Annotated in this window: 17 protein-coding genes; 9 read left to right on the top strand and 8 right to left on the bottom strand. The window is 44.8% G+C overall.

Features of this window, described 5'->3' with window-relative positions; all coding sequences use genetic code 11:
• The first annotated feature begins 172 nt into the window (after positions 1-172).
• Positions 173-1609 carry a neutral/alkaline non-lysosomal ceramidase N-terminal domain-containing protein gene (locus V202x_RS26495; protein WP_197993113.1) on the top strand — a complete coding sequence of 479 codons (1437 nt, stop codon included), beginning with the start codon at positions 173-175 and terminating at the stop codon, positions 1607-1609.
• A 1-nt stretch (position 1610) separates the two neighbouring features.
• Here V202x_RS26495 and V202x_RS26500 read toward each other — a convergent pair whose 3' ends face one another.
• Together V202x_RS26500 and V202x_RS26505 are read right to left on the bottom strand one after the other, a co-directional pair.
• On the bottom strand, positions 1611-2573 hold the full coding sequence (locus V202x_RS26500) for a PDZ domain-containing protein (RefSeq protein ID WP_145179990.1): 963 nt from the start codon (positions 2571-2573) through the stop codon (positions 1611-1613).
• A gap of 112 nt (positions 2574-2685) precedes the next feature.
• The gene (locus tag V202x_RS26505; protein ID WP_145179993.1) at positions 2686-3516 is read right to left on the bottom strand and encodes a glycerophosphodiester phosphodiesterase; all 831 of its coding nucleotides are present in this window, start codon (positions 3514-3516) and stop codon (positions 2686-2688) included.
• Between the two features lie 327 nt (positions 3517-3843).
• Between V202x_RS26505 and thiS the strand changes: the two genes are divergently transcribed.
• A complete protein-coding gene (gene thiS, locus V202x_RS26510) occupies positions 3844-4044 on the top strand; it encodes a sulfur carrier protein ThiS (protein WP_145179995.1) in 201 nt (66 codons plus the stop codon).
• A 5-nt stretch (positions 4045-4049) separates the two neighbouring features.
• Positions 4050-4883 (top strand): thiazole synthase, encoded by an 834-nt coding sequence (locus tag V202x_RS26515; protein ID WP_145179996.1) that lies wholly within the window; start codon positions 4050-4052, stop codon positions 4881-4883.
• Positions 4884-4902: 19 nt separating this feature from the next.
• On the opposite strand, the gene V202x_RS26520 is transcribed toward V202x_RS26515, so the two are convergent.
• Positions 4903-5595 (bottom strand): hypothetical protein, encoded by a 693-nt coding sequence (locus V202x_RS26520; protein WP_145179998.1) that lies wholly within the window; start codon positions 5593-5595, stop codon positions 4903-4905.
• A 135-nt stretch (positions 5596-5730) separates the two neighbouring features.
• A complete protein-coding gene (locus V202x_RS26525) occupies positions 5731-6354 on the bottom strand; it encodes a ClpP family protease (RefSeq protein ID WP_145180000.1) in 624 nt (207 codons plus the stop codon).
• A 229-nt stretch (positions 6355-6583) separates the two neighbouring features.
• Here V202x_RS26525 and V202x_RS26530 point away from each other — a divergent pair, with 229 nt between their 5' ends.
• From V202x_RS26530 to V202x_RS26540, 3 genes are all read left to right on the top strand, one after another.
• Positions 6584-7678, top strand: coding sequence for a PmoA family protein (locus V202x_RS26530; RefSeq protein WP_145180002.1), 1095 nt, complete (start codon positions 6584-6586; stop codon positions 7676-7678).
• 356 nt (positions 7679-8034) lie between these two features.
• The gene (gene aspS, locus V202x_RS26535; RefSeq protein ID WP_145180843.1) at positions 8035-9798 is read left to right on the top strand and encodes an aspartate--tRNA ligase; all 1764 of its coding nucleotides are present in this window, start codon (positions 8035-8037) and stop codon (positions 9796-9798) included.
• A gap of 45 nt (positions 9799-9843) precedes the next feature.
• Positions 9844-11184: a PQQ-binding-like beta-propeller repeat protein gene (locus tag V202x_RS26540; RefSeq protein ID WP_232098726.1), complete on the top strand. Its 1341-nt coding sequence runs from the start codon at positions 9844-9846 to the stop codon at positions 11182-11184.
• 19 nt (positions 11185-11203) lie between these two features.
• Here V202x_RS26540 and V202x_RS26545 read toward each other — a convergent pair whose 3' ends face one another.
• Positions 11204-11776: a protoglobin family protein gene (locus V202x_RS26545; protein WP_145180004.1), complete on the bottom strand. Its 573-nt coding sequence runs from the start codon at positions 11774-11776 to the stop codon at positions 11204-11206.
• 138 nt (positions 11777-11914) lie between these two features.
• Between V202x_RS26545 and V202x_RS26550 the strand changes: the two genes are divergently transcribed.
• Positions 11915-12394, top strand: a complete 480-nt coding sequence (locus tag V202x_RS26550; protein ID WP_145180006.1) for an RrF2 family transcriptional regulator — start codon at positions 11915-11917, stop codon at positions 12392-12394.
• A 13-nt stretch (positions 12395-12407) separates the two neighbouring features.
• On the opposite strand, the gene V202x_RS26555 is transcribed toward V202x_RS26550, so the two are convergent.
• The 3 genes from V202x_RS26555 to V202x_RS26565 all read right to left on the bottom strand — a co-directional run bounded on the left by V202x_RS26555 (position 12408) and on the right by V202x_RS26565 (position 14976).
• Positions 12408-13388, bottom strand: a complete 981-nt coding sequence (locus tag V202x_RS26555; RefSeq protein WP_145180008.1) for a zinc metallopeptidase — start codon at positions 13386-13388, stop codon at positions 12408-12410.
• Positions 13389-13601: 213 nt separating this feature from the next.
• On the bottom strand, positions 13602-14135 hold the full coding sequence (locus V202x_RS26560; protein ID WP_145180010.1) for a DUF3592 domain-containing protein: 534 nt from the start codon (positions 14133-14135) through the stop codon (positions 13602-13604).
• Between the two features lie 52 nt (positions 14136-14187).
• Positions 14188-14976 (bottom strand): TIGR00266 family protein, encoded by a 789-nt coding sequence (locus tag V202x_RS26565; protein WP_145180012.1) that lies wholly within the window; start codon positions 14974-14976, stop codon positions 14188-14190.
• A gap of 272 nt (positions 14977-15248) precedes the next feature.
• Between V202x_RS26565 and V202x_RS26570 the strand changes: the two genes are divergently transcribed.
• Both V202x_RS26570 and V202x_RS26575 read left to right on the top strand, forming a co-directional pair.
• Positions 15249-16130 carry a FliM/FliN family flagellar motor switch protein gene (locus V202x_RS26570; protein ID WP_145180013.1) on the top strand — a complete coding sequence of 294 codons (882 nt, stop codon included), beginning with the start codon at positions 15249-15251 and terminating at the stop codon, positions 16128-16130.
• Positions 16131-16642: 512 nt separating this feature from the next.
• Positions 16643-19606, top strand: a complete 2964-nt coding sequence (locus tag V202x_RS26575) for a serine/threonine-protein kinase (RefSeq protein WP_145180015.1) — start codon at positions 16643-16645, stop codon at positions 19604-19606.
• Positions 19607-19642: the final 36 nt, after the last annotated feature.

Here is a 19642-nt window from a genome sequence, read left to right on the forward strand (position 1 = left end):
CATCTGGATCTGGTGATCAGTGATCTGTTATTCTATAACGCGTCCAGTTTAACCATAGCGGCTTCAAAGCGATGATACGAGGCCCAAACAGTTCTAGAGCCGCTACAATAAATCTGGATACAGGCTAATGAATATTTCTGTTCCCATTGACTCTTCGTTCAAGAGGTCACTTATGTCGCCGCGTATTTTTTGCATCGCGTTTTTGTTTATCAGTTCTCTCGTGCTCAGTACCACTGACGTTGTCGCTCAGGCTGAAGAGCCGACTCTCCGGGCTGGAGCTGCAGCTGTAGATATTACACCTCCCATCGGTGTTTCCCTCGATGGGGTGATTTCCAAGAATGGGCCTGTGACTGGAATACATGATCGGCTCTTTGCACGGGCATTGGTACTTGACGATGGTCAGGAACGGATCGCGATTTGTGTGAATGATCTCTGCATGGTGGAACGCAGATACTTTGATCGAGCGAAAAATATCGTCAATCAGAAAACCGGCTTCGCTATGAATCGCATCCTCATGACGAGCACGCATACACACGCCGCACCACGTGTTCCCTATGGCCGTGTGGGAAAACTTGATGATGAGTATTATGACACACTGGTAAAACAAATCGCCCAAGCCGTTATTCAGGCTCAAGAAAATCTCAAACCTGCCCGTATTGGCTGGGGTTCTTTCGATGCCGGCAAGTATGCCGCCTGCCGCAGGTTTTTGGCGAAAAAAGGGAGTGTCTCATTGAATCCGTTTGGTGTTGCCGGTGATCAGATCAAATCCGTCTCTGGACGTAGTCAGCATGTCATCCAGCCAGCTGCTCCCATTGACCCTCAGTGTTCGATCCTCTCGGTACAACATTTAGACGGGACACCACTGGCAATTTTAGGAAATATGAGCATTCATTATTGCGGTGGTTATCAAAAGGGTCAAATCAGTGCTGACTATTTCGGTTCCTATGCAAGACATCTCGCCAAAAAACTGAAAAAGCATAACACACATCCTCCGTTCGTGGGAATGTTGTCGAATGGAACCAGTGGAAATATTGGAGCGGTCATAAAACAAGATCGGCGCAATTATGCCGCTTTTGAATGGATTGAAGAATCTGGGAAACAGTTCGCCGATCAAACATTGAAAGCGATTGAAAATCTTGACCATAAACCTGATTTAAAACTGGAAATTCTGGAGCAAGAACTCAAATTGAAAGTACGCCGCCCTGACACAGATCGACTGGCGTGGGCTCAAACAATTTTGGCAAATCCGCAACAGAAAACGGCGCATCGCTGGTCAAAAGTTTATGCCAATGAAGCAATTGAATTGAGCAAGTATCCGAAAACTGAGTCTATCATCATTCAGGCAATTCGCATTGGTGATCTAGGAATCGTAGGACTGCCTTGCGAAGTGTTTACGGAAACAGGCCTGGCAATAAAACGGCAGAGTCCATTTGCTGCTACGTTCTCGATGGAACTGGCTAACGGTTCCAGTGGCTACCTGCCGACAGCTGAGCAACATTTGCTGGGTGGATATGAAACCTGGCCTGCTCGTAGCAGTTACTTAGAAATCGATGCAGAAACAAAAATTCGCCAGACGGCGCTAAAATTGCTGCAACAGCTTAATCACTGAATTACTTATCCAGCCAGCTACTCAGTGTCACCTTTAACGTCTTTATCATACCATTTCGCATTAACACAACATCCACAGTATCACCGGCTTCCTTTTTGCCAATGAGTTTCACAAGTGAATCAAAATCTTCGACATCCTCCTTGTTGAACTTGATGATAAAATCACCAGATTGAATCCCTGCTTTTTGAGCTGCCAACCCTTCTGAAACTTCTCCCACCAGACAACCGCCTCTAATGGTATTTCCACCGCCAGAAATACCCAACATCGCATCACTATCCCGAGTTTGAAACATAGTTCCGGGAAGCGTTTTTCTCAGGTCATCCAAAGCCTCTTCTTTTAAGGAGTGGCCTTTGATCATGTAGAGAGTATGAAGCTGAGATATTCGTTTAATATATCTCAGCCCTTGTTCTTCCCCTCTCCACTTGGCTCCTATGACAAGATATTTTACTTGCCCCGGTTTCGTATTACCACGTGGAGGGCCATTGGCGATATCTTCCGCTGTCCAAAGTTTTACCTTCCCTCCTAATTTTCTGATTTCGCGAACAGCGCGTTCTTCCCGAAAACCGACATGCCGATCTATGGCTTCTTCGGCACGCACTGCAACAGAAGGGTTAGGAGCTTCAGTTAATGCATCAAGTGCGTCTTCGGCTTTATCGACGGAGCCCTTTTTCCCTAGCTGGTAAATCCGCTCAATGACCAGGATTGCACGAACGGAGGCTTCCAGACTATCACCTTTAGTGACTTTCAGCAGTGGTTCGATAACCTGTTCACCATACTCAGGTAATGCACGTGTCGCTTTTTCACGCGTTTTGAAGTCATCACTCTCCAGATCCAGGATATACTCAATCGCCTGTTGAGGAAGCTTAGTCGTTTTTTCAGCGTCTTTCGCATTCGACACTTCGCAATGTAAAATTGATGCCGTGATAAGGGCGCATCCTGCAATCAAAATCACCCGTGTTAACATTTGTCAAAACCTTTAAGCAAACTTCCTCGGAAAAATCGTTACTGCTCTTTATTTTCCGAGAAATTCTCGCCTAAATCAATACGAGACTTCTGTATGTCCGCGGGAAAAACTCCTATTTTTCTGGTTTGAACGCAGAATTCAGTAGTCCAGGACGATCGGAAGTAATGCCTTCAACACCCATGTTTACAAGTTTTTTAGCATCCTTTACCGAGTTGACTGTCCAGACATAAACGGGTAGACCGGCTGAATTGGCGCGTTCAATAAACTCTTTCGTCACGAATTTATTGTAACCAACATCCAGACCATCCAGATGAGCGTCTGTTGCTTTTTGAATATAATATTCCGCGTTGTGCGCCCATTTTCTTGTTAGTTTGTTCTGTTTCACTTTGAAGACCCAATACACTTTCAAATCAGGAAGTATCTGCTTTGCCTGTTGCATAGTCTCATAATCAAAGCCGATGATTGCTGTCTGTGCTGCTGCTTTTCCGGAAGCGTCCAAATCCTGCTTGAGTTGCGGCAGCACCTCGGCACCGCACTTGATTTCGATAAAGAGTCGCTTATTGTCTGGAATCGTATTCAGAATCTGAGTCAGCGTGGGAATTCTTGCATGCTTGTATTTCGAATTTTTCCACGCACCTACATCCAGAGTCTGCAATTCTGCGAACGTCTGTTCTTTCACCGCTTGATCACGTCCCCCGATGCGTTTTGTGGTTTTATCATGATAGGCAACGATCTTCCCATCTTTGGTCAGATAAATATCGATTTCAACTGCATCCGCGTTGAGTTGCCAAGCCAGATTTACAGAAGCGAGCGTATTCTCCGGGGCATCGTATGAAGCGCCGCGGTGTCCGATGATTTCGACAGCAGGGAGATCAGAAGTCGCTGACACGATGACTAGGCCTGTAAAAATAACAATGAAATGAGGGAAACGCACGCACGACATCTTATCTGATCCTTGGTAAAATATTCTAAGCCTTGTGACAAAATTCTGTTTCCTAATTAGTTATATTGAAGCATATTAACGGCTTGTAAAGAATCTGTGAAATTTACTTACTGGAACCAACGAAGTTGTGTTTGTGCCCCCATCTGAAAATAGAATCGGATATTCCTGCTTCAAATTGTACATCTGGTATTCAGGGCGTTCCTTGACGATTAGGAGTATCACATCTAAACTCAATTTTTGCTAATCATAACAAATGCGATAGTTAGATGACTCTGCTTTGATGTGTGTTGTCTACTGATTATTGACTTAGTTGAAGGAGTCTCATTGGTGCAAATTCAAGTGAACGGTGAAGCCCAAGAGGTTCCCCAGAATTTAACAGTAGCCGGACTTTTGGCCCAACTGGGACTCCAGCCCAAATATCTGGCTGTTGAACGAAATTTGATTTTAATTCCACGCGAAGAACACGCTACCTGTACACTGCAGGAAGGTGATCGCCTGGAGATTGTAACACTGGTAGGCGGTGGATAACAGATATGGCAACGATAGGCAGTACAGAAACCTCTCTTACTTTGGGAACTCATCATCTGAACTCCCGGTTGATCGTCGGTACCGGAAAGTATGCGACGTACGAATTGATGCAAGAAAGTCTTGAGGTCAGTGGCACTGACGTCATTACTGTGGCGGTACGCCGCGAACGGTTAATTGATGCAGATGGTCGGAATATACTCGATTTCATTGATCTGGAAAAATATACCATTCTGCCCAATACCGCAGGTTGTTTTTCCGCTGAAGATGCAGTTCGCGTGGCACGTATGGGACGTGAGATTTTACGAGGTCTGGAAAATCCGGGCGCGGACTGGGTAAAAATTGAAGTTCTCGGTGACACGAAAACATTGCTCCCTGATCCAGTAGCCACCCTGGAAGCTACGAAACAGCTGGTAGATGAAGGATTTTCTGTGCTCTGCTATTCAACTGATGATCCAATTACTGCGAAACGTCTGAAAGAAGCGGGCGCGACATCAGTGATGCCTGCGGGTAGTCCTATCGGTAGCGGTCAGGGAATATTGAACCCGAATAATATTCGCATCTGTCTGGAATATCTGAAAGAAGACGATCCCGATTACCCTGTCATCGTTGATGCCGGCGTGGGAACAGCCAGCGATGTCACAATCGCGATGGAGCTCGGCTGTGATGGGGTGTTATTAAATACGGGAATCGCTGGTGCACAAGACCCTGTCCGTATGGCACGCGCTATGAAAAGCGCGATCGAGGCGGGACGCGATGCCTATCTCGCTGGCCGGATTCCCAGGAAGCTCTATGCGACTGCTTCCAGTCCGGAAACTGGCGTGATTGCCCCAAAGGGATAAGTTGTTTCCAACGTCCTGATTATTTTTTCTTTTGAGGCTGTTTTTTAGATTTGTTCTTTTGTGGCCACGGAGGCTGCCGTTCTGCAGAAATGACCACACTTAATTGATTCTGACCAGCGATACCTCCAACCTGTCCCGATGTTTTTACCACCTTCCAAGTCGCTGAGGCGTCGTTCACACCCCCTGCTGACAATGCTTGATTTAATTTTGTAAGCGCATCAGTGAGTGCTTTTTCAAAGGAACCATCCTTAGAAGTTCCCTTGAATCTGCGACGCACTGGTTGAATGGTATCACCACCTTGATCGAACTTGATCAGTACAATTCCAGATTTCACGCCGTGGACACGAATGCCTTTCACCCAATTTGGATAGCCTTTCCATGTGTTGGAGGCAGTTACCTGGGAGATAGCCTGGATTGCAATTCCTGAGGGAGGCACTGCCGTCAGCTTGTAATCTTGAACTCCATCTTTAGGCGGTTTTTTGTAAACGACCCTTGATAGCTTTGTCTTGGTATAACCGCCTGTCGGAACTTCTCCGACCACATTGAGTATCAGATTCGGTGGAGCGGATTTCTGAATCTGATGAGCGACCTTCAATATTTTAGGAACAGTAATCGGTTTTAATTTTACTTCTTCTGCCTGCACCGAAGCTAAAGGAACGCATGTGAAAACGAGAGCAATCACTACAAAAGAGATCATTTTTAAGTAGCTCATGAAAAATCTCTCCAACCAAAAACTGTAAGGGAATTTATTTCGACAGAATTCTAAAGACGTTGTTATTTCATTATTAAGACGTAATCTGAACTTGATTCGGTTCCGAAAAATAAAAGCTTTTCCAAAAAACTCTCACTATCTTTTCTCTATCAGTTTCCATTGGTCTTCTGATGAAAAGGGATCAACCAATTGTGCTAATCCAGCATCAACCAATTCTTGTCCTGAAACAAACTTACCTGGTCGCGTCCATTGATCGAGTAAACTTTGTTCACAACCAAATAGCTGCGCCTGCAATCGATCAAAGTCAGATTCCATAACTTTAAAATGTCGAGCCCATTCTGCGGCCTCTTCAAATCGCACGTCATCTTCACTTTGCCAGCGAACGGGATGGAACAGGAGCGTCGTATAACTGGTTACAAATCGATACTTGCATGCCGCAAAGGGGAGAATCGCGGCAGATGAGCATTCACCTAAAGCGACTCCGGCAACATTTAAGTTTCGCAGGCGGATTAAACTGGCTAATGTGAGTCCAGCATAAACAGAACCACCGGGCGAATCAATGAAGATCGTTCCCCGACTGCCACGCGGTAAATCTACAAGTCGCGAGACAAGATCAGTCTCTTTCTCGCCGAGATCCCCCGAGATTGCAATTTCCCAATCTGGCTCCTTTTCTGGAGCCGAATTGCTCCTCAAAGAAGCAAATTTCTCGGGATACGATTTGAGAGAAGAAGTGGTACGTAACCGTCGTCGTCTATTCATTGTTTCTATTTTATTTTTTCTTCGTTTAGATTACCAACAAAAAATCATAATCCAAACTCTTTAGAATAACAGAACAAAAGGCCCATTCGCAAACCGTGTCCCAGCTCAGTTCGGGAAAAAGTCTGCGAAAATGTCTGTACGACTTGGCGCCGAGATAGTATTCAGCACACAATAACGCATTGTTCATTATAAACTATAAACGACTGATTAAAATTGGGGAATTCTCACCGTGAAAATCGTGTTCAGCATGATCTGTTTGTTTGTCGGCTTGTCTACAACAACCATTGCCAACGGTGCGTCCGTTCAAATTACTCAGAAAGGGTCGAAAGTCAACGTTTCCATCGATGGGAAACCCTTTGCGACCTATAACACGGGAAGAGACCTTCCCAAGCCTTTTTTCTCTCCTGTACGTGCAGCCGATGGAACGATCATTACCCGTTCGCTGGTCGATCCGGAAGATCATCCACACCATAAAGGAATTTGGGTGGCCGTTGATGAAGTCAACGAAGTCGACTTTTGGGCTGAAAAAGGCAAAATTCGTAATTCGCGCGTAAAAATCATCAAAGCATCTGGCAATCCCGCTGTAATGAGAGTTGTCAACCAATGGCAAGGTTCAGATGGTAAACCGATTGTCACGGAAAATACCGTCATTTCAATTTATGCGAATCGATTACTGACTTATAACATCACGTTTACTGCAGGTGCTAAATCTGTTGTCTTTGAAGATACGAAAGAAGGCTTGTTTGGCATTCGCCTGCCTAATGGGATGCGGGAAAAAGAGGAAGGCAGTGTAGAAAATAATACAGGCATCAAAGGCACTAAGGACAACTGGGGTAAACCAACCGAGTGGATTGACTACTATGGCCCGCTGAATGGCAAAGTCTATGGAGTCACGCTGATGGACTCTCCACAAAACTATAAAAAGTCTCGTTATCATGTACGTAACTACGGGCTATTTACTATCAGCCCGTTTGGCGATCATGCTTACACAAACAAGAAACAGCCGACAGATCCAAAGCATCTCAAAGCGGGAGAAAAATTGAATCTGAAGTATGGAATTTATATTCACTCAGGTAATACCCAACAAGGACAAGTGGCAGCCGCATATCAGCAATTCCTGAAGGTGACTCAGAAGAAAGCAGTTACCTCCAAAAATGGAAATAAGCAATCCTCATCAAAGAACATTGTCACTGCACCATATGAAGAAAAAGAAAATCGCATCGAACCGATTCCTGCGACAGCCGTTGATAGCAGTAATGATTGTAACTGCTGTCCTCAAAGACGAAGTCGAAGGCTGTTTCGTCGTTGGCGTAGCCGCAGATAAGTGAACAAAACAACCCTCACCGGTGATTATTTCGCTTTCTGGTCTGAATAATCGGACATAACAGAAAAAGATACCTGCCGAGATGAGGGTACGATCATTCTATTCATTGCGACTCGTTCCCCGCTCCAATAAGATCAGCACCACCGATTTTTTTTGGTTTCAAAAGCTGATAGAGGACCTCGGACATTCATCTGGGATCTCGCGATACCAAGAGGCAAAGATTTATGAGGGACCATCTCTCCCGATATAAATTGCGGAAATCGACTTTTGAGTCAGATCGTTCCATCAATCAGGTTGGATCCGCCAAAACAGACAACATTTTGGAAAAAACGCTTTCTAAACAAGGACTTACTACGGTGTTACGAACACATACCTGCGGAGAATTGAGATTAGACCATGTTGGGCAGTCAGTGACTCTCGCAGGCTGGGTAATTCGAGGTCGTGATCATGGAGGCCTGGCTTTCATCGATCTGAGAGACCGCTACGGAATCACACAAATCGTATTCAATCCCGATCGTGATGCTGCAATGCATGAACTGGCACGTTCCCTGCGTGCAGAAGATGTGATTCAGGTGACAGGAGAAGTCGTTTTACGAGATGATCGCGAAAATCCAAAGCTGGCAACTGGTAAAATCGAGGTTCGTGGTCACGAACTGAAAGTTCTCAACAAAAGCAAAACACCGCCGTTTGAACCAGGGACAACCGAACTGCCCAATGAAGAACTTCGTTTGACCTACCGCTTCCTCGATCTTCGTAGTGATCGTCTGCAGGAAGCGTTGCAACTAAGACATCGCCTCACCAAGTTAACACGCGACTATTTTGATGAGCATCAATTTCTCGAAATCGAAACTCCCATCCTCGGTCGAAGCACTCCGGAAGGGGCCCGCGACTATCTGGTTCCCAGTCGTGTCCATGAAGGCAGTTTTTACGCCTTACCTCAATCTCCACAGATCTATAAACAAATTCTAATGATTTCCGGCTATGACCGCTATTTCCAAATTGCACGTTGCTTCCGAGATGAAGACTTACGCGCTGATCGGCAACCGGAGTTTACACAAATCGATCTGGAGATGGCGTTTGTCGATCAGGAAGACATTCTTTCGTTGATTGATGGTCTGATTAGCAAATTAGTGAAAGATCTGCGAAACGAGGAAACAGAACGACCTTTGCCTCGTTATGACTATCAAGACGTCATGGAAAAATATGGTTCAGACAAACCCGATTTACGATTCGGCATGGAGCTGGTGGACGTCGCTGAAATTGCTCAAACTTGCGACTTTGCTGTTTTCAAGAAAACCATGGAAGCGGGTGGCCGTGTACGTGGTCTGAATGCCAAAGGAGCAGCTGACCGTTATAGCCGAAAAGACATCGATTGCCTCACAGAATTTGCAGGTGAATACGGTGCCAAAGGGCTGGCTTTCTTCAAGGTCACAGATGAGGGCCTGCACTCACCCATCGCAAAATTCTTTTCTGAAACTGACAAACAGAAGATTATGGAAACTATGCAAGCTGAAGTAGGCGATCTGCTGTTTTTCGTCGCCGATCAATGTGCTGTGACATCAGCCGCTTTAGCAGCGTTACGAAATCGCTTAGGGAAAGAATTGGAACTATATGACCCTAACGATATCAAATGTTGCTGGGTAACGAACTTTCCTCTATTTTCGTACAATGAAGATGAAAAACGCTGGGAAGCGGAACATCATCCCTTCTGTCAACCAGTGGAAGCAGACCTTGAGTATCTCAAAAGTGACCCTGCCAAGGTACGGGCACAATCATACGATCTGGTCATGAATGGTTATGAATTGGCAAGCGGCAGTGTTCGTGTGCATGACCAGAGTGTCCAACAGGTAATCTTTGATCTGCTGGACATTTCTGCCGAAGAAGCGGAAGAACGGTTTGGCTTTCTGTTACAAGCTCTACGATATGGTGCACCACCTCACGCGGGAGCAGCCCTGGGACTGGATCGACTTGTGATGATTTTGTGCGGGAATGATAACATCCGTGATGTCGTTGCGTTCCCTAAAACACAAAAAGCAGCTGACTTATTGAGTGGTGCTCCCTCAGAGGTAGATCCACATCAATTGCGAGACCTGCGTATCAAAGTTGACATTCCCCAATAATCAAAGAATGTTCATAATAGGGTGACGATCATTAAGGAGAACCAAATGAAGTCCGTCACTCTACTTAGTTTAATTGTCGTGGGCACGCTCATGACAGCCTGTAGTGATTCTACTCAATCGACCATTAATGTAGATTCCACAAAGAAGAAAATCCCAAAAACACAGACTGACCCTGTGACTGTGGTCGAAGTTTCATTTAATGATGCTCAGTTTGTCAGTCGACAGAATTCAAAGACTGGTTACTGGCCAAACTGGCTCGGACCTGATTACAACGGTATCTCACCAGAAACAAACTGGCGTGCGGATTGGTCGCAAAAACCACCCACTGTCCTGTGGCGTGGAAACGTGGGAACGGGTTATAGCTCGATCTCTGCAGCCAACGGCCGCATCTATACCATGGGGCATAAAGCAGGGAATGAAACAGTCTTTTGTCTGGATGCAGAGACCGGAAAAGAGATCTGGAAACATACCTACCCTGCTGAATTGGTCAATCGCCTGAATGCAGGAGGTCCTGGTGCGACCCCGACCATCGATGGAGAGTTTCTCTATACGAACAGTCGAGATGGGAATCTAATCTGTTTTGAAGTCCAGACAGGAAAAGTTGTTTGGGAAAAAAGATTGACCGAAGCCTATCAAATGAAAGTTCCCGAGTGGGGTTTCACCTGTTCGCCTCTGGTTCTTGGAGACAAACTGATTGTCGAAGCAGGCCGACTCGTCGCCCTCGATAAAAAAACGGGAGCCGAACTCTGGAAATCGACGCCACATATGCCCGGTTATGGAACACCGGCTGCTTTCGAAATCGATGGAACGATTTATCTAGCTCTGTTGAACAATGAATGTTTGACGATAACGCGTGCCGACGATGGAAAAGAAGTAACGACCTTCGACTGGCCTTCACCGTTTGCTACTAATTCCACGACTCCTATCATTGATGGAAAGAGCATCTTTATTTCTTCAGGTTATGGAAAAGGGTGTGCATTGTTTGATTTCGATAATCTGCAATTAAAAACCCGTTATACAAATCGCGATATGAAAAATCATTTCAACAATAGCGTGCTCTATCAAAAACATTTTTATGGAATGAACGGCAACTCTAATTTAGGGCGTATCGTACGCTTAACCTGCATTGATCAACAAACGGGAAAAATGAAATGGCGGGAAGCGGGATTTGGCTGTGGCTCTTTGCTGATTGCAAATGGCAAGCTTATCATTCTGTCTGATGAAGGGACATTGGTAACAGCAAAAGCTTCTCCAGAGTCATACCAGGAAATTTCCCGTTTTAAAGTCCTCGATCACCAATGCTGGACAGTCCCTGTCTTATGTAATGGACTCGTTTATTGTCGGGACTCAGCCGGAAACGTTGCCTGCGTCGATCTCCGACCGTAATCCGATTCACCTGAAATCGTTATGCCTGATAATGACGAGTGATCAAATCATTCTGAATCCAGAGTAATTTGTTGAATGCCGCTAGAGTTTTGACTTCGGTTTCCCGATCCAGATTCAGGCCGAGAAGTGTACTGACTAACGCATTCGAAACAAATCCCATGAGGGCATTCATCTGTACTAGTGGTACATTCAATTCTTTATTGCCTGCTTTGGGAGTGTGAATCTTGCCTACCATATCCAGATATTGCACCATTTTCTCGTCGTAAGGTCTTGTCACCAAAGCTTCCAGATAGCGTCCGAGATGCTGTTTACGAAATTGAATCATTTCGTGATCGAGAGTTAGTGTCTCAATGCTTTCAGGAATTTCACCTTCATAACCGTGTTGGCGTGGCACAAAATGACGTTTTGTGCAATCATATTTAAATAGTTGGTCATAAACAGCATCAACTAAGGTAGGAACCAAAGGTGCGATCGCATCAGCTGCGGAATGGATTGCCTGTAAATCATCTTCATTCACACCAATAAATTCGGTGAGATACTGAAATCGGTATAGCAGGTCGTTTTCCAGCTTAGCTTCGTCGATGTGTTTCATTTTGAATCCTGTAATCAAGAAGAGCGACTGAATAAATATCTAAACTTTTTCCCTATTACTAAAATATCATTGCTACGCAGAATAGCAGACACAATAATAGACATCAATGTCCAGTTGTCATTTCCAAGGACTTTGCTTATGTTTTCCCAGACAGTTGAATATGCACTCAGAGCGATTGTTCATTTAGCGGACCAGTCTCCAAATCCGTGCACAACAGAGCAAATTGCGAAAGCCACCAAAGTCCCTCAAGCATATCTTTCGAAAGTATTACAGAGCCTGCGTCAGTCCCAAATCGTACATTCGCAAAGAGGCATTGGTGGAGGCATATCACTGGTGAAGACACCTGATGCATTGAATCTGCTGGAAGTGGTCAACGCAGTCGATCCGATTTGCAGAATCAAAACGTGTCCACTTGGACTCAAAGGTCATGGCACAAATTTATGTCCATTACATCGCAAGCTGGACGATGCAATGCGAGAAACAGAAACGGCCTTTTCTGAAACGTCTTTAGCAGACATTCTTTCTTCCTCTACCAACAGCTATCCTCTTTGCAATGAACCGCACGAACGACTCACAACACTGGAAGGCTCACCCGCTCTTCCCACCACAAAGCGATAGCATCCCATCAGCTTTACTGCTCTGATTCGTTTTCGAAATGCATATGCCGAACTACACCTGGTTCATCGATTTTCTGCACTTGCTGGATTTCATTACTTTCAGATGAGACTTGTTGAATCGCTGGCCGAGAAGAAATTCGTGCAAGCTGGTCCTGTTTCACTTCATGAGCTTTCCAGCGTCCCAATAAATGACCTGGAATCACCGCGCCGGCTGTGATCACTAAATCTCCATAAGACAGCAAGGGTGAAGCAGCACCTGCAACGTAAGTCGCATATGCAGGATAGAGCACACGATAGGCTTCCTCTTCACCCTCGTAATCTTCTTCTGCACGTAGATAACCAAGCGCATCATTAGTCGCAATCGCCTCTGGCCAAAGCGATAACACGGGCAGAGCTGTTGCCACTGCATAAGTTCCTTTGTATTTTCGAGAGGCAAAATCTTTGGCATGGCCCCCTTCATGCAAGGCAACCGCTGCATGATCTGAGTAAAGATTAATCGTGTTGGTAAACGGGTTGTAATTATCACCACCGATAATGCGACCTGGGAGTAAAGTATAATGCAGGGCCGTTAGTGTTCCGGCTGTATATCTCCAACCCCAACTAACAGATTTATTTTTTCGTAACCGCCTCCACTCTCCCAGTGGATCGTATTCATTGATTCGAACTTTAACCTGATCCAGGCCATTCTTGTCAAGATACTCAGCAAGTGCGACTTCTGTCTCCTCAGAAACATGATGATTGTCAATGCGACGATCCCAGAGAAGAATTTTTCCTGGAATACCCACGACCCAGCCAATGCCATCCAAGATTGGCTTGGGTTTCCCGCGTTCGAATTGTGACTCACCATCCTCGAAAGCCATTTCCGGATGCGAAATCACGTTTGTCTGATATGCATAAGGTGTGGTCGCACAGCCCATGGCAAAATGGGGCAATATCAGAAACACAACCGCAATCAGAACCTGACGTGGCGCAGAAAGTACGCTCAATTGAGACATATTGGAACAACCATTGAGAGAATGAGAAAGGTGAGAGGAAACGCTATTTATCAGAGATTTCTATTTTCAGCAAGATCAGATTGCAGATCTGAAAGATCCGCATTGCGATCCTGCAAAATTTGCCGGAGCAGAGTTCCAGCCTACGTTCCAATTGACCATAGCGATTCGACGCTTTGCAAATGCCCCTGAAGACGCTTCAACACCGCATAGAGGTTAACGGTTTCCGACTATGATGCGAAAGAGTGTGCGAAACAGCGGAATGCCAGTACTGAGAATACCAACTCCCAAAAACAGCCAACCAAAAATGTAATAGAAATAAGTCATCGTAAACACACCGGGTTCGAGAACCGCCGTAGCAGGCTCATTGGGATTATAGTACACCGTCACTTGTTTTTTCGCCGGATATTTCTTTACCGTTTCTTGTGCCATAGATCGATTGGACGTCGAAATATCACCACCAAACCAGACTGTTTCAGACTGGAATTCATTTTGCTCGACCTGATATCGATAGACTACCTCAGCGGAATAAGTTGAAGAGTTAGAGTCGTTGCTACGATGAACTTTCACTTTTGAATTTTGTATTACTCCAGTTGTTGTGGGCCAGCCTGTACTAGCTTTCGCTTCTTTGATAAGAGGTAGCCCGATGTGATAAGCGATGAAGTAACCGGTCCCCATAAAAATGATTCCCAGAGAAAGGAAAATGAACCGCCCCTTCTTACGACTATGATTGAAGATTCTGCCTCTCATTGATTCACTCCTGTTCCATCGATCAAACCAGTGCTTGATACTTTATAAGCGCTTAGCGATCACCAAATAAATCACCTAACCCTCCTATAACAGAACCTTCGCCAACAGAAGAACCACCGGCGGATGGGGCATGAGCCAAGACACGATCTGCCAACCGAGAGAAGGGAAGACTCTGCAGCAGCACTGTTCCATGTCCTCTTAGGGTTGCCAGAAACAGGCCTTCGCCCCCCAGGACCATCGATTTTAAATTTCCAGCCCTCTCAATGTTGTAGTCAATACTTCCAGTGAATGCGACAATACAACCTGTATCCACTCGCAACGTTTCTCCCGCCAGCTTCTTTTTTATCACAGTTCCTCCGGCATGCACAAACGCCATACCATCGCCTCGAAGTTGCTGGAGGATGAAACCTTCTCCCCCAAAGAAACCGGTTCCCAGTCGTTGAGTAAACGCCATTGTCACTTCAGTACCTAATGCGGCACAGAGAAAAGAATCTTTCTGACAGGTAAGCGAACCTCCGATTTTATTCATATCAATTGCGATAATTTTTCCTGGATAGGGCGCAGCAAATGCCACTCGTTGTTCAAGTGGTGCATCATTCGTAAAGTGAGTCATGAATAATGACTCACCAGACAGCATTCGTTTTCCTGCTTTAAAAATTTTGCCGAAAAATCCATCGTTAGGGACAGAGCCATCTCCCATGCGGGCCTCAAAACGAATCCCTTCTTCCATGTAATTCATGCTCCCCGCCTCTGCAACGACCGATTCACCTGAATCCAGTACGATTTCCACAATCTGCATATCAGAACCAAATATCTCATAATCGACTTCGTGGCACTGCATGGTTTCACCTCACTCTTATAAATTTGATTCAGGATTTTCGTTGTCTGTACACACTGATCTGAACGTGAGCCAAGTCCTGTAAGATTAAACTATCCTTGTCCTCACTCGGAAAATTGTCAATCTTTTCCGAATAAGCGAAGTTTGCCGATTTAGAGTGAAGAACTAAATTTAATGTGGTCGATTGAAAGACTTAAGTAGAATTCATTTTTGAGGATTGCAAAGTGCTTCTTCAAATGAACAAATTATCATTTTCGGGACATAAATAGTAAAATATGGCGGGCTTTAGCCAGGAAAATGTAGAAGCGATTTTTACCCTTGCTGGTGAAAGTATGCCTGCACTTTCTGATTCTTTCAACCAGTGTTTCGATTTCAATTATCGGCTGGAATTGGGAGAATCCGGCGTTTGGTCTCCAGATGAATTGGATCCAGTATTTCAGGGCCCCGGTTTGGTTGCCTTGTTTCGGATTGGTGAGGAAGCAATGATGGGGCTCATCCCCGCTGATATTCCTTTGCCGGACTGGTATTCAAATCCTGGAGATTCACAATCCTCCCGTCTGCAAACATTGTCTCTAGAATGGTCAATGAACCTGATCCCCATGGATTTAGGTGACGTTGAAGAATTTAAAACTTACCATGTCGAGAGTTTATTAGCAGAAGTCTCGCAGGGTGTTCCCAGTGACTGGGCAGCATTACTGCGGGTTAATTTATTCAAAGAAGATGAAACCGACGGCCAGAGCCCGAGCGCTGTGATCCCTGTAATTTGGCCACTGACGAAACCGCCAGTTGCAGATTCTGCGGAAGCAGAAGAAGATCCAGAAGCTCCACAAGCCGCTTCATCTACAAGTCCCCCACCACCTATGAGCGACACTTCTACACCAAATTCGAGCAATAATCCGTTAAACCGAATCAGCAAATTGCCTGTGCAAGCGATTGTAACACTGGCGACAAAAAAAATAGAGATGAGCCAACTCCTCTCGATCTGTCCCGGCTCACTCATTACTTTTGATAAAGCCTGCGAAGATCCTTTGGACTTATACATTAACAATGAGATCTATTGTCAGGGCGAGGCCGTAAAGATCGGAGAAAACTTTGGTCTGAAAATTGATCAAGTTGGCCTCAAAAAAGAATACGAAACGAAGATTATCGAATTTTAAAGTAGATGATCTGTTTCCGTTTCTGATCTTTAAACAGCTTACGACTCGAGCAATTTTTCCTGCAATTGCACTGGGTTCACTTATCGACCAGAAACACCAATCATCTCCAAAGGCATCCACTATCGTGCTGAGTCATAAAATTCGGTGAAATTCATGGAATTCGAACTTTTCTCCGAACGTCTCGGCTCTATAGCGCGTATTATATAAGTAGATATTGTTTATAAAGATTAAATACTTTTCGGTTATCATAACTCCCTTCTTTTTTCAAATTCTGACAGAATGACTTCTGACGACATTCTAGACCGCTAAGTTCATATGAATTAAAGCTTTAAGTATTTTTAATCTTGGTAATGTGCTCATCGAGAGTATTTCAAAGATCATATTATACGTATGTATCTCAGATTTGTTCCGAACAATCGACGTGAATTCGGATTAAGCTGTTGCTAGCACAAATTGAAGTTCGATATCATTTCACACATCGCATCAAAGCTTTTTAAAGTGAACTTTTAATCATGAGTTCCGAGTCAAAATCTGAGCGCACAATTACAAATCAGGAATCATTGCCTGAATTTTTTGCGCGCCCTGCTCCTGAAACGGACGGGCCTGAGACGATTATCAGTCCACTCGATCAGACTCTGAGCCATACGGCTAACCAAGACAAAAGTGACGCACAGCAGAACTTTGCGCGCTCCTCAGTTTGGAATCGATTATTCCCACCCATCAATGCTGATACCGACGGACAAACGGAAACTCCAAATCCTTCAGGAATGAAATTAGAACATTTCATCATTCGGGAGCGTATCGGTCGTGGAGGCATGGGAGCTGTTTTTCGTGCGATCGATACACGGCTGGACCGGGTCGTTGCTTTGAAGGTACTCAGTCCGGGTCAATCGAAGGATCCAGGATCGGTCAAACGCTTTCAAAACGAGGCTAAATCAGCAGCGCGTTTAGATCATGAAAATATCTCACGTGTATTTTATATTGGAGAAGATCAGGGATTAAACTTCATCGCCTTTGAATATGTTAAAGGCACGAATGTAAGAGAGATTATTCAGTCACGGGGTATTCTGCCATCAGCGGAAGCAGTAAACTATGCCCTGCAAGTGGCATCGGCCCTGAAACATACGAATAAAGCAGGTGTGGTTCACCGTGATATCAAACCTTCGAATATCATTATTACTCCTGGTGGTAGAGCAAAGCTGGTAGATCTTGGACTGGCGCGAAAAGAAAGTGATAATGCTTCCGCAGACCTTACCAGTGCCGGAACCACATTGGGAACATTCGACTACATTTCACCGGAACAGGCAAAAGATCCACGAAATGTGGATGTTCGTAGTGACATCTATTCTCTGGGTTGCACGCTATACCACATGTTAACAGGCGAACCTCCCTACGGAGAGGGAACGGTTCTACAAAAACTATTAGATCATTCTGGAAAAAAGGTACCTGATCCGGCAGCAATCAATAAACAACTACCACGTGAGCTTTCGTTGGTTGTTCAGAAGATGATGGCCAGCGATCCTGGTGACCGATATCAGACTCCCGAAGAAGTCATGTATCACTTAATGCAAATTGCCAACCAGCTTGATTTGCGTGGAGTGAACCCGGAAGGATTAGTTTGGACTTCGCCTAGCAATACACGCATTGGGTTTCTCGAAAAGCATGTTGGCTGGATTACGACTGTTGCTGTTTTATTAGTTGTTGTTGTTCTACTGGAACTGTACCCGACGTTTGACCCTTCTTCGGTGAAGGTGACACAAAACGCTGATCAAAACACAGTCCCCCCGGTTAAACAGAATGTAACCGGTACTGAAAATACCACTCCTGACGTAAAAACTCCTTTGGCTGAACCTGATAAAGTCAACTCGAATGGACAGACAAGTACAAAAGCCATAGCCTCTACCAACACTCCAGATTCTTTGAATGAAAAAACATCTATGGAACCTGTGGGTTCTGTAACCCCCTCTTCTCTCTTGAGTAACTCGGATGAACCGAACTTAACAAACTCAGATGAAAATCTAGACGAGCTCAAAAAACTGTTCCAAATACCATTGCTGTCTTCTAAAAAACCAATTAACTCTTTAGTTGATGTCGAAGACTCTGAAAAAAATAAAGTCCTTCTAAAAAATGATGCTGAGACAGAATTAGCAATGTCTAACCGTGTTGCGAAAACCGACTCACGGATTCCTCTGGCTCCTCAATCCGATAAAAAAATGGAAACGGTACCAGAACCATTTCCCCAGAATGGTAATGGCGAATTCCGTAAGATTGAAATACCGGCGATTACCATAATTAAACCAGATGGAACACCAGGCCAGGATTTCAAAACTCTAAACGCTGCATGTGCAGCCGCCGATGATGGAAGCATTATTGAACTTGGTTTTACAGGTATCCGTAAAGAAGCGCCCATTCACATCAATAATAAACGCGTTCGAATTCGAGCGGCTAAAGATCGCAAACCCATTTTACTATTTGAAGCCATCGAAAAACCGGCGGAAGGTTTTGAAACTCATATGATTCAAGTGGCTAATGGATCGCTGGAACTATTTGAGTTGGGAATTATTGTCAATGTGAAAAATCTTGACTCAGATTCCTGGGCTATCTTTTCTCTAAAAAATGCGCATGATGTTAGATTACACCAGGTGACTGTGACCTGTTCCAATACGACAGATCAACAAGTATCACTCTTTGAAATGAATGAACCCATCAATCAGGGTTTGAATGACGATTCTATGATGGGGAAACGCCCCGTGAAGGAATCTACATTCGTGGAAATTGTGAACTCAATTCTACGCTGTGATGGGAACGCTTTTTCGATTCGAGAAACGGCCCCTACGCGTTTGGAACTTACCAATTCTGCATTGATGATTGCACAATCATTGATAGACCTCGTCGGTTGTAATAACAAACCAGAAGAGGGCGACCACTTAGAATTAGTATTAAATCATTGTACGTTTCTGCTGGGAAAAGGTCTTTCTGTGATGGACAGTGGAACCATACCTCGCGAATTGATTCCACTCCATGTCTCAGCCCGCAACAATATCTTTTTCTCAAAATCTGATACTCCTTTTGTGATGATGAAAGGAAATACAAACGAAAATGATTTTCGGCAGAAACTATTAACGTGGCGAGGCTCTAACAACTATTACGATCGTTTCGAAACTTTCTGGACGATTCAATCGCAACAGGGGACAACGGGCGCACTTTCACTCGATGCGCTCGACTGGAAAGATATCTGGGGACTTTCTTCAGATATCAGCAGCTATCAAATGAAGATCCCTTGGATTGTCGATCGGCAAAAACTGGTAGATACTCCCTGCTCTGAAATCCAGGCTGGTCAGCTTCAGTTTAACCAGCCGACAGACGGCAGCCCCACAATTACCGCCATTGATCGCACAAATGCGGGAGCTGACCTGGTATCTCTACCAGAGTTGACAGAGCAGCCACGCACAATGAAAGCATCTGAGGCGGAATAGATATGGATTTCGGTCCTGTAAAAAAGACCCACAAAT

The sequence above is a fragment of the Gimesia aquarii genome (assembly GCF_007748175.1).
GTDB classification, from domain to species: Bacteria; Planctomycetota; Planctomycetia; order Planctomycetales; family Planctomycetaceae; genus Gimesia; species Gimesia aquarii_A.

Bases quoted from the DNA above. Each gene is read 5' to 3' on its own strand.
- V202x_RS26495 (WP_197993113.1), top strand. From the start codon at position 173: ATGTCGCCGCGTATTTTTTGCATCGCGTTTTTGTTTATCAGTTCTCTC.
- V202x_RS26500 (WP_145179990.1), bottom strand. From the start codon at position 2,573: ATGTTAACACGGGTGATTTTGATTGCAGGATGCGCCCTTATCACGGCA.
- V202x_RS26505 (WP_145179993.1), bottom strand. From the start codon at position 3,516: ATGTCGTGCGTGCGTTTCCCTCATTTCATTGTTATTTTTACAGGCCTA.
- V202x_RS26515 (WP_145179996.1), top strand. From the start codon at position 4,050: ATGGCAACGATAGGCAGTACAGAAACCTCTCTTACTTTGGGAACTCAT.
- V202x_RS26520 (WP_145179998.1), bottom strand. From the start codon at position 5,595: ATGAGCTACTTAAAAATGATCTCTTTTGTAGTGATTGCTCTCGTTTTC.
- V202x_RS26525 (WP_145180000.1), bottom strand. From the start codon at position 6,354: ATGAATAGACGACGACGGTTACGTACCACTTCTTCTCTCAAATCGTAT.
- V202x_RS26540 (WP_232098726.1), top strand. From the start codon at position 9,844: ATGAAGTCCGTCACTCTACTTAGTTTAATTGTCGTGGGCACGCTCATG.
- V202x_RS26545 (WP_145180004.1), bottom strand. From the start codon at position 11,776: ATGAAACACATCGACGAAGCTAAGCTGGAAAACGACCTGCTATACCGA.
- V202x_RS26550 (WP_145180006.1), top strand. From the start codon at position 11,915: ATGTTTTCCCAGACAGTTGAATATGCACTCAGAGCGATTGTTCATTTA.
- V202x_RS26555 (WP_145180008.1), bottom strand. From the start codon at position 13,388: ATGTCTCAATTGAGCGTACTTTCTGCGCCACGTCAGGTTCTGATTGCG.
- V202x_RS26560 (WP_145180010.1), bottom strand. From the start codon at position 14,135: ATGAGAGGCAGAATCTTCAATCATAGTCGTAAGAAGGGGCGGTTCATT.
- V202x_RS26565 (WP_145180012.1), bottom strand. From the start codon at position 14,976: ATGCAGTGCCACGAAGTCGATTATGAGATATTTGGTTCTGATATGCAG.
- V202x_RS26570 (WP_145180013.1), top strand. From the start codon at position 15,249: ATGGCGGGCTTTAGCCAGGAAAATGTAGAAGCGATTTTTACCCTTGCT.
- V202x_RS26575 (WP_145180015.1), top strand. From the start codon at position 16,643: ATGAGTTCCGAGTCAAAATCTGAGCGCACAATTACAAATCAGGAATCA.